Raw genomic sequence first — 16,814 nt, 5'->3', positions numbered from 1 at the left:
GGTGGGGTTTCTTACTTTCTTAGTAAGCAAGAAACCCCACCATCAAAGCGCAAAAGCGCTTCGGTCCCCCTCCCCGGCAAAGCCAGGGAGGTACAGAAATTGCTATCCCAAAGCCTTCATCAGGTCAGGCACGGCGGTCTTGTAATCGGCCACCAGACCGTAGTCGGCGACCGAGAAGATCGGCGCTTCCGGGTCTTTATTAATGGCGACGATGACCTTCGAATCCTTCATGCCCGCCAGATGCTGGATGGCGCCGGAAATACCGATGGCGATATAGAGCGCCGGCGCCACCACCTTGCCGGTCTGGCCGACCTGGTAATCATTGGGGGCATAACCGGCATCGACCGCCGCACGCGACGCGCCAACCGCCGCCCCGAGTTTATCAGCCAGCGGATCGATCACCGCGTCGAATTCTTCTTTCGAGCCGAGCGCCCGGCCGCCGGAAACGACGATCTTCGCCGCGCCCAGTTCCGGACGATCCGACACGACCTTCTCTTCCGAGATAAAGCGCGTACCGGCCTTGGAAGCGGGTGCGGCGACCGTCTCGACCGCCGCCGATCCGCCCTCGCCCGCCGCCTTGAAGGCGGTCGTTCGTACAGTCATGACCTTTTTGACCTCAGCCGTCTGGACGGTTTCCAGCGCGTTGCCGGCATAGATCGGACGCGTGAAGGTGTTGGCGTCGACCACCACCATCACGTCCGACAGCAGCGACACATCAAGCAAAGCGGCGACGCGTGGCGCATAGTTCTTACCCGCCGACGAGGCCGGAATGGCGACCGCATCATAGTTCGCGGCGAGTCCGGCCACCAGCGTGGCGACGTCCTCGGCGATATCCTGCTTGAGGTCGGCTGACTGGCTGAGCAGCACCTTGCGGACGCCGGCGATCTTCGCGGCCGCATCGGCAATGGACTGCACACCGTCGCCATAGACCAAAACGTCTACATCGGACGACAGGGCCAAAGCAGCGGTGACGGTCTTGTTGGTGGTGTCGCGCAGATGGGCGCCGTCGTGATCGGCGATTACGATAACAGCCATTACAGAACTCCTGCGGACTTGAGGTTGGCGACCAGTTCGGCGGCATCGGCCACCTTGATGCCGGCGGAACGCTTCGGCGGCTCGGTCACTTTCAGCACTTTCAGGCGTGGCGTGACATCGACGCCGTAATCGGCGACCGTCTTGATTTCCAGCGGCTTCTTCTTGGCCTTCATGATGTTGGGCAACGAGGCATAGCGCGGCTCGTTCAGGCGCAGATCCGTGGTGATCACCGCCGGCAGCTTGACGCCGAGGGTTTGCAGACCACCATCGACTTCGCGGGTGACATGCGCCTCGCCGTCTTCAATCACGACCTTCGAGGCGAAGGTGGCTTGCGGCCAATCCAGCAGGGTCGAAAGCATCTGGCCGGTGGCGTTGTTGTCGCCGTCGATGGCCTGCTTGCCCATGATGATCAGGTCGGGCTTTTCGGCTTCGGCCACGGCTTTCAACAGCTTGGCGACGGCCAGCGGCTCGACGTCCTGGTCGGTCTGGATCAGGATGCCGCGATCGGCGCCGATGGTCAGGGCGGTGATGATGGTGTCCTTGGCCTGCGCCGGCCCGATGGAGACGGCCACAATCTCGGTGGCGACGCCCTTTTCCTTCAGGCGGACCGCTTCCTCGACCGCGATCTCATCGAACGGGTTCATCGACATCTTGACATTGGCCAGATCGACGCCTGATTGATCCGATTTGACGCGGACCTTGACGTTGTAATCCAGCACCCGCTTCACCGGGACCAAAATCTTCATGGTTTTCACCTCTGGCAGTTCGTTTCCTGTTGCCCTTATCGGGCGTATTCGGTTGGGGATCAAATGACGATCAATGCCCGCAAAGTCAATTGTTGTTTGGTATTTTGCGGGTGTTTTCAGTGACCGGGGTGGTGCTTTTCAATTGCCCTTGCGCCCGTATTAGCGCATAAAGGAACAACCACATCTTTACGTTCACGTCAAGTTATAGCTTCGGAAAACCCCGCCTATGCCCAGCCAGATCGGCAAACTGAAATACATTTTCGTCATCGTTCTGGGCCTGTTCAGTGTGGCCATCGTCAGCTATGGCTGGCTTTACGATATTCCACGCAAGAAGTGCGAAGCCGCCGAAGGCTGGTTCTCGTGGAAGGACCGCCAATGCTATGCCCCTATCGCCCTGTCGACCATCACCGGGCGTAAGGACGGCGAAACGGCCACCGTCGATTATCATGACGACGCACTCAAGGCGAGCAACGCCAGAGCCGTAAACAGCGCCGCCGCTTCGCAATAATTACGGCGTTTCGATATCGCATTTTATAGCCGCCCGGGTACGCGCCATTTCCAAACGGTCGCGGTAATAACTGCACTTGACCTGACCGTCCGGATTACTGTCCGGCGTGATGCTGTAGCCGTCAACCAGCACCATGACGTTACCCCCCATGACATCGGGCAAGGCTTTTTGATTAAGCCCGCCGCCGGGCACATGCACCTTCTCTGTCGTCGGGATAACGCCCACCAGGTCCTGCCCCAGATCGATCTGCTGTAGATTGTTGACTTTCGGACGCGCCGCCTCGGTCGGGTAACCGTAATAGGCGACATCAACCACCAGGGTGTCACCCGTCGCCTTGAAACGCGCCGCCGCGGCCGGAGTCATTTCGATCGCCACATCAAAGGCAACGGCCGGGTTTTCGGGATTGGCGCCTCCCGTCACTTTCTTGACGACATCGCATTGCGTCAGCAGCAAACAGGGCAGGATCAACGCCATCGCGGCTAAGGTTTTCGACATCCGTATCTCCCGGTCATTATTTCGACGGCGCCCACAGCACGTCGGCACGGCCCTGATCGTTAGCATGGCGCGCCAGCACGAACAACAGATCGGACAGACGATTGAGGTATTTCAATGCCTCCGGATTGACTCTTTCACCGTCGATTTTCGCCAGAGTGACGCAATCGCGTTCGGCGCGGCGGGCCACGGTGCGCGCCAGGTGCAGATGCGCGCTTAAGCTGGATCCGGCGGGCAGGATAAAGGAGGTCAGCGGCCCGATCGGCGCATTATAGGCGTCGAGCGCTTCTTCCAGGGCCGCCACCTGATGTGTCTTGATGCGCAGCGGCGTCCACGAGATATTATCCGACGGCGTGGCGAGATCGGCGCCGAGATCGAACAGTTCATTCTGCACACGCGCCAACAGGGCGTCGAGCGCAGGATCGCTGGCGCTGTTTAGCCGCACCAGCCCCAACGCCGCATTCGTTTCATCGACGCTGCCGATAACGACCAGCCGCGGATCATCCTTTGGCCGGCGCGTACCGTCCGCCAGGCCGGTTGTGCCGTCATCGCCGGTGCGGGTGTAGATTTTGTTGAGTTTGACCATAATGCTTTCATCGAAATTACAGGCAGCCTCCAAGTCTCATTCATTGAGATTGGGCAAGGGCGACCGCCCGCCGTTGCGGCGTATACTCTCTAAGAAGAATGCCTCATCGCCCAGGCGAGGATCACCAGCAAACCGATGGCGATGGCCTGGAACAGCACGCGCAAGCGCATCAGCTTGTTCGACCAGTTTTCGCGGAAGGCGCCGCCGCGCACCAGACTGAATATGCCGGCGCCAAGCACAACAAGTACGGCGAACATGGCGATAATCGCGAGATAGAAAAGTATTTTGGTCATGATGCTAAATCGCCCTTTTATAGCCAAAAGTCGAGTTTTATATCCGCAAGAGCGACGGACTTTTCATCGCCCTGCGTTGAACTTCCCGTCTCCCTGCGTACTGAAAAGCCACGCACGGAAATAACGGCGTCATCCTTGTAATACGGGATAGCCCATACTAAGTAGGGAAAAATCTTACGAGAATCCTTCCCTGTAAGTAAACTTAATTTTTGTGTGTGAGTAGCCGCGTATGTATGACCCAAACCACATAACCACTTCTGCGAGTGAACCCGCCATCACCAGCGACAAGCCCGTACCGACTGGCAACCGCGCCAAGTCCAAGGAACGCAATCGCCTGAAGATTCTGGAATCAGCGGCGACACTTTTCCGTGAGCGCGGCTTCGAGGCCGCCACCCTGCGCGACATCGCCCGCGCCGCCGGCCTTTCCACCGGCGCCCTGTTCGCCAATTTCGCCGACAAGAACGAAATTTTCCTGACCGTGCTGGAAAGCGAGAACAGCCGCGTTATCCGGACCATGCGTGACGCCCATAACGAAAAACTCGATCTCGTCGCCCGCCTGCATACACAACTCATGCGCGGCTACGAAGCCACCCAGCATAACGCCCGCATCGTGCTGTCCGCCTTCGTGATGAAATGGAGCCAGGGCCAGTCACCGGTCAATCAGGTCGGCCAGATGAGCGACCTGATCCGTTTCGTTCTGCTCGATACGCTGAAATCAGCCCAGGCGCATAAGGAAGTGCCGCAGGGCGTTGACATTGAGGTCGCCGCCGAGGTGCTGGAAGATCTGTGCCTGGCTAACCTGCGCCGCGCCTATCAGGCCAGCGATGAAAGTGGCGCTTTCGACATGGACAAGCTGGCGAAAAGCCTGACTGCCCAGATCGCCCTCGTCGTTGCGGGATTAAAAGCCGCCTGATCACTGACGAAATAATACAAAAAAAGCCTTCAATCATCCGATTGGAGGCTTTTTTTGTCAGCTCGTCCACTTGAGCGTCGTAGGCTTGATTGGATTGACGAACGGCCGCTTTTCGGCGCGAGACGACATCCATTCCTTCTTGATCTGCTGATACCACTTGGCCTGCGTGTCGGCGTCGTCGATCCAGATCAGGGCCGGGTCGTACCTCAGCCCTTCGTTTTGCAGATTGACCATATCGCCGTCCTGCCTGAGGAAGGCCTTGGCGCCGAAGCGGAACAACGGCGCGATAAAGCGGAACAGGCCGTGATCCGACCAGAATATCTGCGTGATACGCGTTGTGGTGTCGTCGACCGGAGTCAGGCAGGTCAGCCCCAGTACCTGCTGCTTACCGATCTCGATATGCTCGTAGCGGATGCCCGGCAGGCGGAAAGTGATCTCGGTGGCTGGTGCGCCGCCCAGGATCTTGTAGGCGCGGCTGTTGGATGACGGCGCGTGACGCACCATCGAGAAACCGTATTCGCGCGGCTCGAATTGTTTGATCTTCGAAAGCTGTTTCTTGGCCGACCGCCACCACCATTGCTGATGCACATAGGGGCCATGCGCCGGGTCCATCAGGCCCACAACGGCGTGATCGATATGACTGTCGAAATTCATCGTCTCGACGATGATCGGCTTGCCTCCGACCACGCCCGGAAGCATGGGCGGCTCATGATCCGGCTCAGAGGGGCGGCGCGGATCGGCCGTGATATAGATCCAGACAATGCCCTGCTGCTCGCGGATTTCGTAGGATCGCACCTTGATCTTTTCGACATCCATCGGCTGGTCAACGGTCAGCGACGGGATGCTCTTGCAGGTGCCTTGCGTGTCGAAAGTCCAGCCATGATAGCAGCATTGCACCACGCAGCCCCCATCTTTTCCATCCCGGATCATCTCACCGGCGGATAAGGGTGCAGCGCGATGCGGACAGATATCGCGCATGGCGTAGGCACGACCGTCGAGATCACGCGCCAGCATGACGGGTTCGCCGAGGATGACATAGCGTTGCAGCTTGCCGGCCACCAGATCGCCTGAAAGCGCGGCAAACCACCAGCAGTCCTTCAGGAAGCCCTGTCCGAAGACGATCTTGGCAGCAGCGGCAGGGGCGGATTGATCAGGCATGAGAGTCTTCATTTGTAAGCTATGCGGGCAATATAGATAGCATAACGCGAAACCGCAAACAGCGCGGCATTTGCGCACTGTGGGAAGAAAGTGAGATGCCCTACCACCAATACGCAAAAACGCTTTGGTGGTAGGGGGCCTTGCTTATCTTTGGTCCGCGAACTTACCCAGCGCTTCAAGGAACGCCTGGTTTTCCTCATCCTTGCCGATGGTGATACGCAAACATTGCGGCAGGCCGTAATTCGCTACATGACGGATGATGATCCCCTGCGACATCAGGAATTCATTGGCCCGCGCCGCTTCCGCCGCATCCCTGAAATAGATCAGTACGAAATTGCCAATACTCTTGCGTATCTCAAAGCCCAAACCGCTGATGGCCTGACGCAAACGCGGATGCCAGTTGAGGATCTGCTGGCGCGACGCCTCGATGTGAACGGCATCCGACAACGCCGCCACGGCCGCATATTGCGCCGGCAGGTTGGCGTTGAACGGCAGGCGGATACGGTCGATGGCGGCAATCACATCGACCGGGCAATAACCAAAACCGATGCGCAGGCCGGCCAGTCCGTGGATTTTCGAGAAGGTCCGCGTGACGACCATGTTGTCATGATCGCGCGCCATCGGAAACGCCGTTTCCCAGGTCGGTTCATCGACAAACTCGGCATAGGCCTCATCGATACACAGCAGGATGGATGGATCGAGCCTGGCGCGCAGGTCGGCGATCTCTTCCTGAGTATTCCAGGTGCCGGTCGGATTGGCCGGATTGGAGATGTAGACGATCCTGGTCTTCTCATCGACCAGTTCCAGCAGCTTGTCGATGGAAACACGCTGATCCGGTTCCTCGGCCAGTTTCACCTCGGCCTGGCAGGCGAGCGCCGAAATGCGATAGGCGAGGAAACCATGCTCACCGGTGACGATATTGTCACCGGCTTCGAGATAGACCTGATTCAGCAGGGCGAACACCTCATCCGAGCCATTGCCGAACACCAACCGCTCCGGCTCCAGATCGTGATATTCGGCGACGGCGACGCGTAATGGCGCGGCATGGCCATCCGGGTAACGGAACAGCTTCACCTTGGCGGCTTCATAGGCCTCGATCGCCTTGACCGAACAGCCCAATGCGTTCTCGTTAGACGACAGCTTGATCGGTTCGGCCACGCCCTCGATCTTCGACTTGCCACCGACATAGGGGGCGATATCCAGTATGCCCGCCTTCGGGGCAGGAGCGGTCTTGGTCATGGGAGGTCTCTTGCTTTATATTCTGGGCGCCGCGCCGATAATGCCCGACAGGCTGCCAAGCGTTTTCGTCACCAGCCGTTCGTCATGCTCCTGCACATAGCCGATGAGACCAAATAGCTTTAATCCCTGCGCCGTGCAAAGCCATTCTGCGGCGAAACCGCGCTGGCCGAGTGCGTCTATGATCTTGTTTTCGTGTTCGGCGGAATCACTGACCCAGAAGGTCATGTCGTCGCCGGTAGGCTCTGGCTGAATCGAAGCGAGCGCCACGGCGTGCGGCCGGGCGCTCGATAATTCGGGGAGTGCGGCGATAATACGCACCTTCGGTTCGGCCAGCAGACGCGCCCACCACGCGCCGCCACGCGGATCAAGTGACAACACAGAGATATGGCGGACATCGCGCGCCGCCTGGATCGCCGCCGTCGCATCATTGACATAGCCGAAAGACGGCGCGAAACCGAAGCGTTCGCGCGCCCACACCAGCACCTCTTTCGAGTGCTCGGCGGTGCTCAGATTCAAATGAAGGCCCCCATTGGAGGCCCCCTGAATACGCAGGTTTTCGGAAATCAGCTCACGCCAGATACGCACCACCACGTTCTCGCTGGCAGCCTGGCGCGGCATGGCCAGCAGCTTGCGGATCAGCATGGCTTCACGGTCCGGGCGCAGCAGCGAGACCTGCGCGTTCGCGTTCCCTTCGCTGGCCTTGGCCTCGCCTATGGCCTTGCCAAGCGCAGCGCGGGCATCGACGAGGCGCAGCAATTCAGCATCGAGGGCGTCAATCTGAGTGCGAAGGTCGGCAAGAGTACTCAATAAACCAGATCCCATTAAACGATAGGAACCTGACTTTAGGCCGGTAATAAAGCCATCACAAGTCTTGTTTGGGCCAAAAAGCGCACATAGGCAGTATTACGGCAGTATAGGTGCATCTGAAACTTTCAGCGGCCCGATATAGGCCCCGCCGTCATGGAATTCGACCGTGAATGTCTGTGTGCCCTGCGTCGCCAGGGTCATGTTGAGCAAGGGCCTGGCGATGGTCATGTTATCCGGCGAAATGAGGTTCAAAGCGCCAAGCACATCGATCGGGTTGAATGTGCCTGCCATCTCGATATTCAGTTTGCCGTTGACGTGTCCCGTAGCCTCCGGGGTCAGGAGATCACTGCTGGCGCAGACATTCAGGTCGCCGCCCGCATTACCGCCCTGACAGCCCGTGGTGAAGGTGCCTGTCGGCAGTGGCGTCAATCCACCCTGCACCAGTTTCAGCCGGAAAGCCGACACCTGCCCGCCTTTGGCAGCCCAGGCGCTGGCAATGCCGACGTCGCGGATGGTGGAGACATGGCTGATAGCGCCTTCGACCTGCATGGATAGCGCCCTGGCTGATCCGAAGTCGCCGGCGAGGCTTTTCGGCTGGCCCTGCGCACCGGTGAAATTGAGCATGATATCGGCGCTGTCGGCTACATTCGCGGTCGGCCGCAAATGGAATTCCAGCGCTTTCGCCGTGGTGAACGGCAGGGGATAACCGGCATCCGAAGCCGCCAGGATCAGATCATCGCCTTCAATGGCGACAGTCGGAACCGGTTTCGACAGGTTGAAGGCGCTGGCGCGCAACTGCGTGCCCATGACCGAGACCTTGCCACGGTCTATCCCGCCGGTCCGGCCGCGATAGAGGGTCAGGCCCTGCGGCGCCTCCGCCACCCAGTCATCGAGCGCATAGGCATAGGCCTCGGCACGCACCTCCGGCGCCGAAAGGCCCTTCCCCGACGGCGAAATAATGTTAAGGCGGTGGAAATCGATCACCATGCGATAGGGAAAGCCCGTCACCCGGATCGGGTCGAAACTGGCCTGATAGCCGGCAGCGATCAGGACTTTCTGATGTTGCAGCACCTGTGTCTGGATGCGCTGGGCGGTATAGAACCAGTAACCGCTCCACGCCGCGCAGATAATGGCCAGCAGGAGCACCGGCCCGAACAGACCCCAACGGCTGGCTTTCTTTTGCGGCTTGGCGGGCAAGGTCAGGTCGTCTGTCACGGTGAGGTCCTCGGATTATATACCACTGGCAGTCCCAAATACTTCGCCCGCCCCGTTTACGGGGAGGGGGGACCATCGCTTGCGATGGTGGGAGGGGCTTAAGGCTGTGGAATTGCCCCCTCCGTCATTTCGCTGCGCTCAATGCCACCTCCCCCGTAAACAGGGGAGGCGAAGAAAACCGCCATTGCATTAACCAAACACGCCGGTCTTCACAAAGTCAATTCGGCCAGTTCTTAAATTGCTGGAAAGAGGAACAACTCAATCGCCGTAATCGCTTCCGCCAGCGTGCAACGCTGCACCAGAACCCCTTCCGGCAGACCGGAGAACAGCCGCGTCGGGGCGGCGGAATCGAGCATAACAAACACGCCCTTGTCGTCCTTGCGACGGATCAGGCGGCCGAAAGCCTGGGCCAGCTTACCACGGGTCAAGGCGTCATCATAGAGCTTCGCCCCGAAATGCTGGCGGCGCGCGCGGTGCAGCGTGTCCGGTCGCGGCCATGGTATCCGGTCGAAGGCGATCAGCCGCAGCGCCTGCCCCGGCACATCGACGCCATCTCGCACCGCGTCCGTGCCCAGCAGACACGAATGGTGCTCGGCGCGGAAGACACTGATCAAATCCGAGACATCGAGCGGATCGACATGCTGGGCGTAGAGCGACAGGCCCTGCTCACCCAAGGGCTTGTTGATCTGGTCATAGACGGCGCGCAGACGGCGGATAGCGGTGAAAAGCCCCAGCGCGCCGCCCTTCGCCGCGATAAAAAGCGCCTGCATGGCGGCAGCCACCGAGCGGGTATCCTCGCGGCTGACATCGGTCATGACGAACAACCGGGCCTGCGAAGCATAATCGAACGGCGAAGCGACGCGGATGGCCTTTGCCCCCATGACCAGATGGTTGGCGCCGGTGCGCTGGCGGGCGAGCGCGAAAATGTCTGTTTCGCCATCCTTGGCGCCATCGCTGAGCGTGGCCGAGGCGACCAGCACGCCATGCGCCGGTTTCAGCACATATTCGGCCAGCGGCAAAGACGGATCGACATAGTGGCGGTTGAGGCAGACATCGACTACGCGGCCGCGGATCACCTCGGTCGAGAACCAGTCGATGGTCTGCGCGCCTTCGGGCGTCGGTTCATCGCCGAGCGTCAGTTGTTGCAGCAGCGACCGCCACGCCGGCAGCAGCATCCGCGCCCGGCGTTCCAGCCCGCGCAGAGCGCCCTCGATGCGAATACGGTCAGCGGGCTCGATATCTTCCTTACCGTTACTCAAACGATCTTCCAGCGCCCGCACCAATGCCAGTAGCGGCGCTTCGATCGCCGCCAAAGCGCGCGCCGCCGTCTTGGCCGCCAGGGCCACGCTTTCGAGGCAGGGATGAGCCTCGCATTCGCCACCCTGCTCAGCGTCCTGTGAAAACCGCGAGCGGACGCGCACTTCACCGAGGCGCACATCGATCTGCCTGTAGACTTCGACCAGCAGCGCCTCGATCGGCCCGACCGGATCAAGCCCGCCGCCATCCTGTGTACGCACGGTGATACGTTGCGAAAACCCCTCCGCTGGCAGGAGCGCCGCCGCGCGCACCAGCTCCTGCATGGCGGTCTTCGAGGTATCATCGCCCGACAACAGATCACCGAGCCGCGCTTCCAGTCCCCGCCCCCGCCGCGACCGGCCTTCATTACCCCGAATCCAGCGCCGCAATTCAAACGCCTCCAGCCCGGAAAGCCGCGTGGCGAAGGCGCTGTCCGCCGCCTCGAAAACGTGGTGGCCTTCGTCAAAGATCAGCCGTGACAGGGCGGGCATGGCGTGTTCCTCGGCCATGTCCTCGCCATTCAGTTCGGCCTCCATTTCGGCGCGGGCGACGTCACGCAGGTCATAGGCCGCCTGCGCCATGACCAGAGCGTGGTTGGCGATCACCAGAGTCGCCGACTTCGCCTTGCGTACCGACTTTTCGATAAAGCAGACGCGATAATGCGGACAGGCGGCATAGGTACATTCGCCCCGGCGATCGACCAAAGCCTGTGGCGTCAGGGTCTGGAAAACATGCGCCGGTGAAGTCGGCGGCAAAAGCGACGGCAACCAGGTCGGGAAATCGCCGCTCAATATATCGCCATCGCGGCTATAGAGCACCCAGCGCGCCATCAGCACCGCCATGATGATCTCCGGCTGGCTGTGCGCGCCGTTCAGCCGTTCCTGGAAATTGAGCAGGCACAGATAGTTCTCTCTACCTTTACGCACCACCACATGCTCGGCGCGCTCATTGGCGCTGTCGAACAGGGCGCGGGTGTCGTTATATATCTGCTTTTGCAAGGCTTTCGTGAAGGTTGAGACCCAAACCTGGCCCTGCGCCTTGCGCGCCCAGGCATGGGCCGGCGCCAGGTAACCCAGCGTCTTGCCCACGCCTGTGCCGGCCTCGGCCAGCAACATGTTCGGCTGATCTTTCATGAATTTCGGCGCGAAAATATCCTTGGCCTTCATGGCGAATTCACGTTGTTCCGGCCGGCGTTCATCCAGCCCGGCGCGCGCCAAGTCAGCATCAAGCGCCTCGCCCACCTCTTCGTCCGATAGCGATACGGCGCGGGCCTGGCCTTCGGGCGGCTGGTCCTCCCACTCCTCCAGCAGGGTCCAGACATCCAGCGCCGGCGGCGGAATATAGTCGGCCGGAATCTGGCTCTGGTCGAGCACGGCCTGCAACAGCGGCGCCCAGGGCCAGCCTTGCTTTTCCATCAGCCGCACGCCCGATTGCGCCACCAGCCGGAAACCGAGCGGCGCGCTTTTCAGTTCATCGCACAGGCTGGAAACGACATCGAACAGCACCCGCGCCTGCGCTTCCGGTGTCTGTGGTTCGGGAAAGCCGAAGGCCAGGGCCAGGCCAGCCGCCGATGGCGCGCAAAACTGTGCCGGACGCACAAAGGCGAACAGTTCGAGCACATCGAAATGCTTCGCCTCACGGTGAGTACGATTGCCGAACAGACGGGTGCGGACCAGCGCCGCATTGGCGACGATCAGGTTGTCACGGCCCCACAGTTCGCGCAGTTCATTGGGCAGCAGATCGCGGCCGTCATCCCCCTGTATGCAGGCGCGCACCGGCGAATAGCCCAGCGCCATCTTCGGCGCGTGGTCACGCCACCAGACAGGCGTCCCAATAGGCGTTTCAGGGGACTTCAGGGTTACGTCTTCACTCACGGCCAAAGCTTAACGTGCGCCGCACCGGATTAAAAGGAACAAACTGTGAAAATTATGCCCCCGCGGTTCTGCTGCGGGGGCGTAACGGGTCAAATCACAGATCGGGATCAGCCAGCCGATTCCGAACCGGCCACCGCCGCGCCATCGCTGATCGGGGTGAAGCGCGCCGCCGCATCATCGGAGCGGGCGCGTTGTTCGTCGCTTAGTTGCGCACCGAGATCGGCGGCATAGGCCTTCGCCCCATCTGCGCCGTTATTGGCGGCGATCTTCATCCACTTGTAGGCCTCGCTCGGATTGAGCGGCACGCCCTTGCCGGTCTGGTAGAGCTGGGCCAGATTAAACTGGCCGTCGACCACGCCGCGTTCAGCCGCCTTGCGGAACCATAGCGCCGCCGTCGGGCGATCCTGCGCCCCGCCTTCGCCATTATAGAACATATAGCCGTACTGGTTCATGGCGTCCGGCACGCCGCCTTCGGCCGCACGTTTGATCCAGGCGCGCGCTTCGGTCTTGTTGACCTCGACCAGATTGTCCTTGCCGGCGTAAATCGTGCCCAGCATGTATTGCGCCGGCGCATAGCCCTGATTGGCGACGACCTTCATCAGATCGACCGACTTCGGATCACGGGCCTTCAAAGCCTGGAGCGCGAGATCATAGCGCGTTTTGAGAAGCTGCTGATCCTGCACCGTCGGTGCGCTGACCGTCAGCGCCGAGGCGGCGATCGGCGCCGGAGCCTTCTGGTCATTGGCCAGCTTGTTGGTGACTACCCAGCCGGCGGCGCCGACCGCCACCACGCCCACGGCGATGGACGAGGCCTTCACGGCATTGAGGAAGGTACTGCCGCCCTTGGTCTTGGGCGTTTCCGGCTTGACATCTTTGGCGCGCGACGGGCCGGCTTTCAGCAGACCCAAACCGCCCCCAAGGCTCAGTCCGCGCGACTTGCGGTCGTCATTGCCTTCGATGCTGGCGCGGACGGCGGCGCGGGCTGCGGCCAGGGCGTCACGCGTCGATACCGACACTGGCGTCGCGCCAAAATCCGCATCATCCTCATCATCGAACGGATTGCGCGCGACCGGAATCTCTTCACTGATCATCGGCTGTTGCGGAATGCTTTCCATGTGCACAGCATGACGCGGCGCCGTCTTGCGCGACACTTCGATATCGGCGAACGGATCGCTGTCGTCTTCTTCTTCCAGAACCGGAAGCGGCGTCTTGATGCGCGGGGCAGCCGCCGTCAGCGGTGCGTTCATCACCAGTTCGGCTTCCAGGTCATCTTCCTCGAATGGATCGAAATCGGGCTTGAAATCCGGCTCGCCGAAACTCCCCAGATCGAGCAGACGGCCGGTCAGGTCAGCCTCTTCTTCCCGCAAAGCAGGCGCAACTTCCGCCGCCGGTTCAGGCTTTTCCTGCGGCACGGCGGCGAACGGATTAGGCAGGCCGCCATTGATATCATCATCATGCGGGGCCGGTTTCGCCACGGTTTCGGCCAGCAGACTCTCCGTCTGCACCTTGGCCAGGCGCGAATCGATACGGGCGCGGGTCTCTTCCAGCAGCTTCGCCGTGCGTTCCTCACTGGCGCGGATACGGTCGGACAGATCCGTGCGCTGGCGTTCGAATTGTTCGCCTACCGCGCCCACGACTTCCGCCGCGCGGCGTTCGGATTCCGCCATCTTGCCGCTCAGGCGCTCGGAAATACGAGCGATCTCGCCGCCGAGGCGTTCCAGCGCCTGAGCGTGGCTGCCTTCGACGCGGTTGAAGCGCCCTTCAACCGTATCGGCGATGCGCTGGACATCGCGGCTGACGCGAGTCAGGCCATCATGGCTGCTGCTTTCGACGCCCGACATGCGGCGGTTGAGATTATCGGCGATGCGCAGCACGTCCTGGCCCATGCGCTCGATGGCGCCGGCGGAGCGCTTTTCCGACTGCTCGATCCGTTCACCGACGACCTTGACCGCCAGTTCGATGGTTTCCTGCTTGCCGGTGTGCAGGGCGCTGAACAGGTCCTGACGCGATTCCTCGACGCGACGCGACAGGTCGGCGGCCAGGCCGGTCAGCGACTTCATGGTTTCGGGATCGGTGACGTCGCCGCCCTCTTCCACATGGTTCATGCGGCCTTCGAGCGTCTTGAACGCCTGCTCCAATGTGCGGATCGCGCCGGTGGTATTGGCTTCGGCGGCGTCGAGGCGGTGCGCCAGTTGCGCCACCACCTTGTCGATCAGGCCCTGCGCCGCCCGGTCCGGGTCACGCATCTCCATTTGCGACAGACGGTGCGACAGACCGACCATATCCTCACGCACGCCGGTCAGGCTGTCACGGGCGCGGGCCTCGCCTTCATACAGTTGATTGGCCAGCTTGCCGAGCGCGCCTTCGACGGCGTGGACGGCTTCATGCACCTGCGGCGACGCCAGATCCTGCTCGATTCTGGCGGCGCGCTCACGCGCCTCACGGACATGACCGGAGAGGCCTTCGAGGCGCTCGGCCTGGGCGTCGATCAGGCGTTCGGCCTGCTCAAGCCGCTCAGCGAACAGGCCGTGATTGTCTTCGCCGCGCCCCTGCACTTCGGCCCGCGTGGCGTCGAGGGCGGCTTCGTTTTGTTCCAGCCGGCTCAGCACCGATTCGACGGCATGGGAAACGCCACGCACGGCGGTGGCCGACCGCGCTTCGGAAGTTTCCATGCGCGCACCGAGCGTTTCCAAAGCGCGGGCGACGCGGCTAAGGTCGCTGGAGGCGGCTTCATAACGCGCTTCCTCGGCGGTGTAGCCGTCGTCATAGACCGGGCGTTCGGCAAAGATCGATTTGCGGCGCAGATCATGCGAGCTTAAGGGCCTGGCCGCCGGTGAATAGGGGGCGGCTGGTTTGCGGGGCTGTTGGGCCATGCGGCCTCCCATTTCGGGTTCATTATAGGGATCACGATAGGCGGGCCGTTCGGTGCGGGATCTTTCGTGGCTGATCAGGGCGCCGACATCCTCACCTTCGAGAATCATCTGGTTCAGCCATTCACCGAGAGTCATGCCTGAGCGACGCGCCAGATCCTTGGCGACTTCGCGCGCCCTGGCGTCAATACCCTTCACACTCCACGGTGCGTTCGCGCTCATGCGATTCCCCTAACTTCGTCAGGTGGCGAGCGTAGACAACATTATGTGGGGTGTAAACACCTTGTTAACCACTATATATGGCGAGGCGTTAATCTTCTGGGGAAAACTGGCGAACCCCATATACCGGATGCGGGAAATGCCACAGTCAGGCGGAAAAGCGCGATAAAATCGCCCGCCATCTTGCCCGCGACGCCATTCCGCGACATATGCGGCGGATGGAACTCACCTTACCCCTTACCGTGATTCTCACGATTGTCTGCGGCCTTTTTACCGCATTGTTCGGATATATGGGCACCCGGCCGATGAACCCGCACAAGGGCCCGCGCATGGTGCCGTGGAGTCTCCTGATGCTGCTGTTTTTCACAGCGACCCTGTTCCTGATCGTCCACCTGCTCAACCTTGTGGGCATCCAGACCAAGCCGCCGACTCGCTATTAAGTTCTGCCTGCTCTTTAACACTACGCAGGCGCTGTAAAATCGTGAGACTTGCGTCGAGTGCCAGCCGGCCAGACGATGCGGGTAAGATTGTACCTGCGAGCGACGACTGCGACGCAATCGGCCAAGACCGCGATTTGACTAACCGGCGAAGCACCAGGCGAGTATGGCCTTTTGTGCATGAATGCGGTTTTCGGCCTCGTCCCAGATCACCGACTGCGGACCGTCGATGACATCATCCGTCACCTCTTCGCCCCGGTGGGCGGGCAGGCAGTGCAGGAACAGCGCATTGTCCTTGGCCAGTTTCATCAGCCCGGCATTGACCTGATAGTCGTGGAAAGCCGCCAGGCGCTCCTCGTGATCGAGATCGCCCATGCTGACCCAGGTATCGGCCAGCACGACATCGGCGCCGCGCACGGCCTCTTCCGGACTTTGAGTCACCGTCACATGGGCGCGCGTTTCCGAGGCGAAGACCATGGCGGCCTGTGATGGCTTGTAAGCCGCCGGGCAGGCGATCTTCAGCGTAAAATTGAAACGCGCCGCCGCATGGATCAGGCTGTTGCAGACATTGTTGCCGTCACTGATCCAGGCCAGGGTCTTGCCCTCGATGGCGCCGCGATGCTCCTCGATCGTCTGTATATCGGCGATGATCTGGCACGGGTGCGAGGCGTCGGTCAGGCCGTTGATCACCGGCACGGTGGCGGCCGCGGCCAGGCGCAGCACGTCGTCATGCGCGTTGGCGCGGATCATGATGGCGTCAACCATGCGCGACAGCACCTTGGCGGTATCCTCGATCGGTTCGCCACGGCCAAGCTGCATGTCGTTCGCAGTCGAGATGATGGCCTGACCGCCAAGCTGACGAATGGCGGCATCGAAGCTGAATCGCGTGCGTGTCGAGTTCTTCTGGAAGATCATCGCCAGCACGCGATCCTTCGCCGGGACATCGGCGTCGGGCTTGCCCTTGGGCCAATCGCGGCGCAGGCGCTTGCGGGCGTGAGCGTCATCGACGATGGTGCGCAACTCTTCGCTGGTCAGGTCGGAAATATCGAGAAAATGACGGGTCATGGAGGACTCCTGAGATTTTTTTCCTTCGCCCACCCCGTTTACGGGGAGGGGGGACCATCGC

15 protein-coding genes are annotated in these 16,814 nt (G+C 61.0%); 3 read left to right on the top strand and 12 right to left on the bottom strand.

What is annotated here, in order from left to right; translation table 11 throughout:
• Positions 1-102: 102 nt before the first annotated feature.
• Positions 103-1,035, bottom strand: a complete 933-nt coding sequence (locus VL130_RS03935) for an electron transfer flavoprotein subunit alpha/FixB family protein (protein WP_325361428.1) — start codon at positions 1,033-1,035, stop codon at positions 103-105.
• Positions 1,035-1,781: an electron transfer flavoprotein subunit beta/FixA family protein gene (locus VL130_RS03930; protein WP_325361427.1), complete on the bottom strand. Its 747-nt coding sequence runs from the start codon at positions 1,779-1,781 to the stop codon at positions 1,035-1,037. The genes VL130_RS03935 and VL130_RS03930 overlap by 1 nt, the downstream gene beginning before the upstream one ends.
• Positions 1,782-2,007: 226 nt before the next feature.
• Between VL130_RS03930 and VL130_RS03925 the strand changes: the two genes are divergently transcribed.
• Complete coding sequence (locus tag VL130_RS03925; protein WP_325361426.1) at positions 2,008-2,289, top strand: hypothetical protein; 282 nt, start codon at positions 2,008-2,010, stop codon at positions 2,287-2,289.
• Here VL130_RS03925 and VL130_RS03920 read toward each other — a convergent pair whose 3' ends face one another.
• The 3 genes from VL130_RS03920 to VL130_RS03910 all read right to left on the bottom strand — a co-directional run bounded on the left by VL130_RS03920 (position 2,290) and on the right by VL130_RS03910 (position 3,660).
• A complete protein-coding gene (locus tag VL130_RS03920) occupies positions 2,290-2,784 on the bottom strand; it encodes a hypothetical protein (protein WP_325361425.1) in 495 nt (164 codons plus the stop codon).
• 16 nt (positions 2,785-2,800) lie between these two features.
• Positions 2,801-3,367, bottom strand: a complete 567-nt coding sequence (locus tag VL130_RS03915) for a cob(I)yrinic acid a,c-diamide adenosyltransferase (protein ID WP_325361424.1) — start codon at positions 3,365-3,367, stop codon at positions 2,801-2,803.
• Between the two features lie 89 nt (positions 3,368-3,456).
• Positions 3,457-3,660, bottom strand: coding sequence for a twin transmembrane helix small protein (locus VL130_RS03910; protein WP_325361423.1), 204 nt, complete (start codon positions 3,658-3,660; stop codon positions 3,457-3,459).
• Positions 3,661-3,889: 229 nt separating this feature from the next.
• Here VL130_RS03910 and VL130_RS03905 point away from each other — a divergent pair, with 229 nt between their 5' ends.
• The gene (locus VL130_RS03905) at positions 3,890-4,573 is read left to right on the top strand and encodes a TetR/AcrR family transcriptional regulator (protein ID WP_325361422.1); all 684 of its coding nucleotides are present in this window, start codon (positions 3,890-3,892) and stop codon (positions 4,571-4,573) included.
• A gap of 57 nt (positions 4,574-4,630) precedes the next feature.
• On the opposite strand, the gene VL130_RS03900 is transcribed toward VL130_RS03905, so the two are convergent.
• The 6 genes from VL130_RS03900 to VL130_RS03875 form a co-directional block, all read right to left on the bottom strand.
• On the bottom strand, positions 4,631-5,731 hold the full coding sequence (locus tag VL130_RS03900; protein WP_325361421.1) for an aromatic ring-hydroxylating dioxygenase subunit alpha: 1,101 nt from the start codon (positions 5,729-5,731) through the stop codon (positions 4,631-4,633).
• A 144-nt stretch (positions 5,732-5,875) separates the two neighbouring features.
• Positions 5,876-6,970 carry a histidinol-phosphate transaminase gene (gene hisC / locus VL130_RS03895; RefSeq protein ID WP_325361420.1) on the bottom strand — a complete coding sequence of 365 codons (1,095 nt, stop codon included), beginning with the start codon at positions 6,968-6,970 and terminating at the stop codon, positions 5,876-5,878.
• Positions 6,971-6,985: 15 nt separating this feature from the next.
• A complete protein-coding gene (locus VL130_RS03890; RefSeq protein ID WP_325361419.1) occupies positions 6,986-7,777 on the bottom strand; it encodes a chorismate mutase in 792 nt (263 codons plus the stop codon).
• Between the two features lie 96 nt (positions 7,778-7,873).
• Complete coding sequence (locus tag VL130_RS03885; protein WP_325361418.1) at positions 7,874-8,992, bottom strand: DUF2125 domain-containing protein; 1,119 nt, start codon at positions 8,990-8,992, stop codon at positions 7,874-7,876.
• A gap of 233 nt (positions 8,993-9,225) precedes the next feature.
• A complete protein-coding gene (locus VL130_RS03880; RefSeq protein ID WP_414636206.1) occupies positions 9,226-12,168 on the bottom strand; it encodes an ATP-dependent DNA helicase in 2,943 nt (980 codons plus the stop codon).
• Positions 12,169-12,269: 101 nt separating this feature from the next.
• On the bottom strand, positions 12,270-15,254 hold the full coding sequence (locus VL130_RS03875) for a hypothetical protein (protein WP_325361416.1): 2,985 nt from the start codon (positions 15,252-15,254) through the stop codon (positions 12,270-12,272).
• A 302-nt stretch (positions 15,255-15,556) separates the two neighbouring features.
• Between VL130_RS03875 and VL130_RS03870 the strand changes: the two genes are divergently transcribed.
• Positions 15,557-15,691, top strand: coding sequence for a hypothetical protein (locus tag VL130_RS03870; protein ID WP_325361415.1), 135 nt, complete (start codon positions 15,557-15,559; stop codon positions 15,689-15,691).
• Positions 15,692-15,829: 138 nt separating this feature from the next.
• Here VL130_RS03870 and argF read toward each other — a convergent pair whose 3' ends face one another.
• Complete coding sequence (gene argF, locus VL130_RS03865) at positions 15,830-16,753, bottom strand: ornithine carbamoyltransferase (protein ID WP_325361413.1); 924 nt, start codon at positions 16,751-16,753, stop codon at positions 15,830-15,832.
• Between the last annotated feature and the right edge of the window lie 61 nt (positions 16,754-16,814).

It is taken from the genome of Asticcacaulis sp. (assembly GCF_035497195.1).
GTDB lineage: Bacteria > Pseudomonadota > Alphaproteobacteria > Caulobacterales > Caulobacteraceae > Asticcacaulis.
The sequence above is the reverse complement of the archived record's forward strand: the minus strand, read 5'-3'. Positions and strand labels throughout refer to the sequence as shown.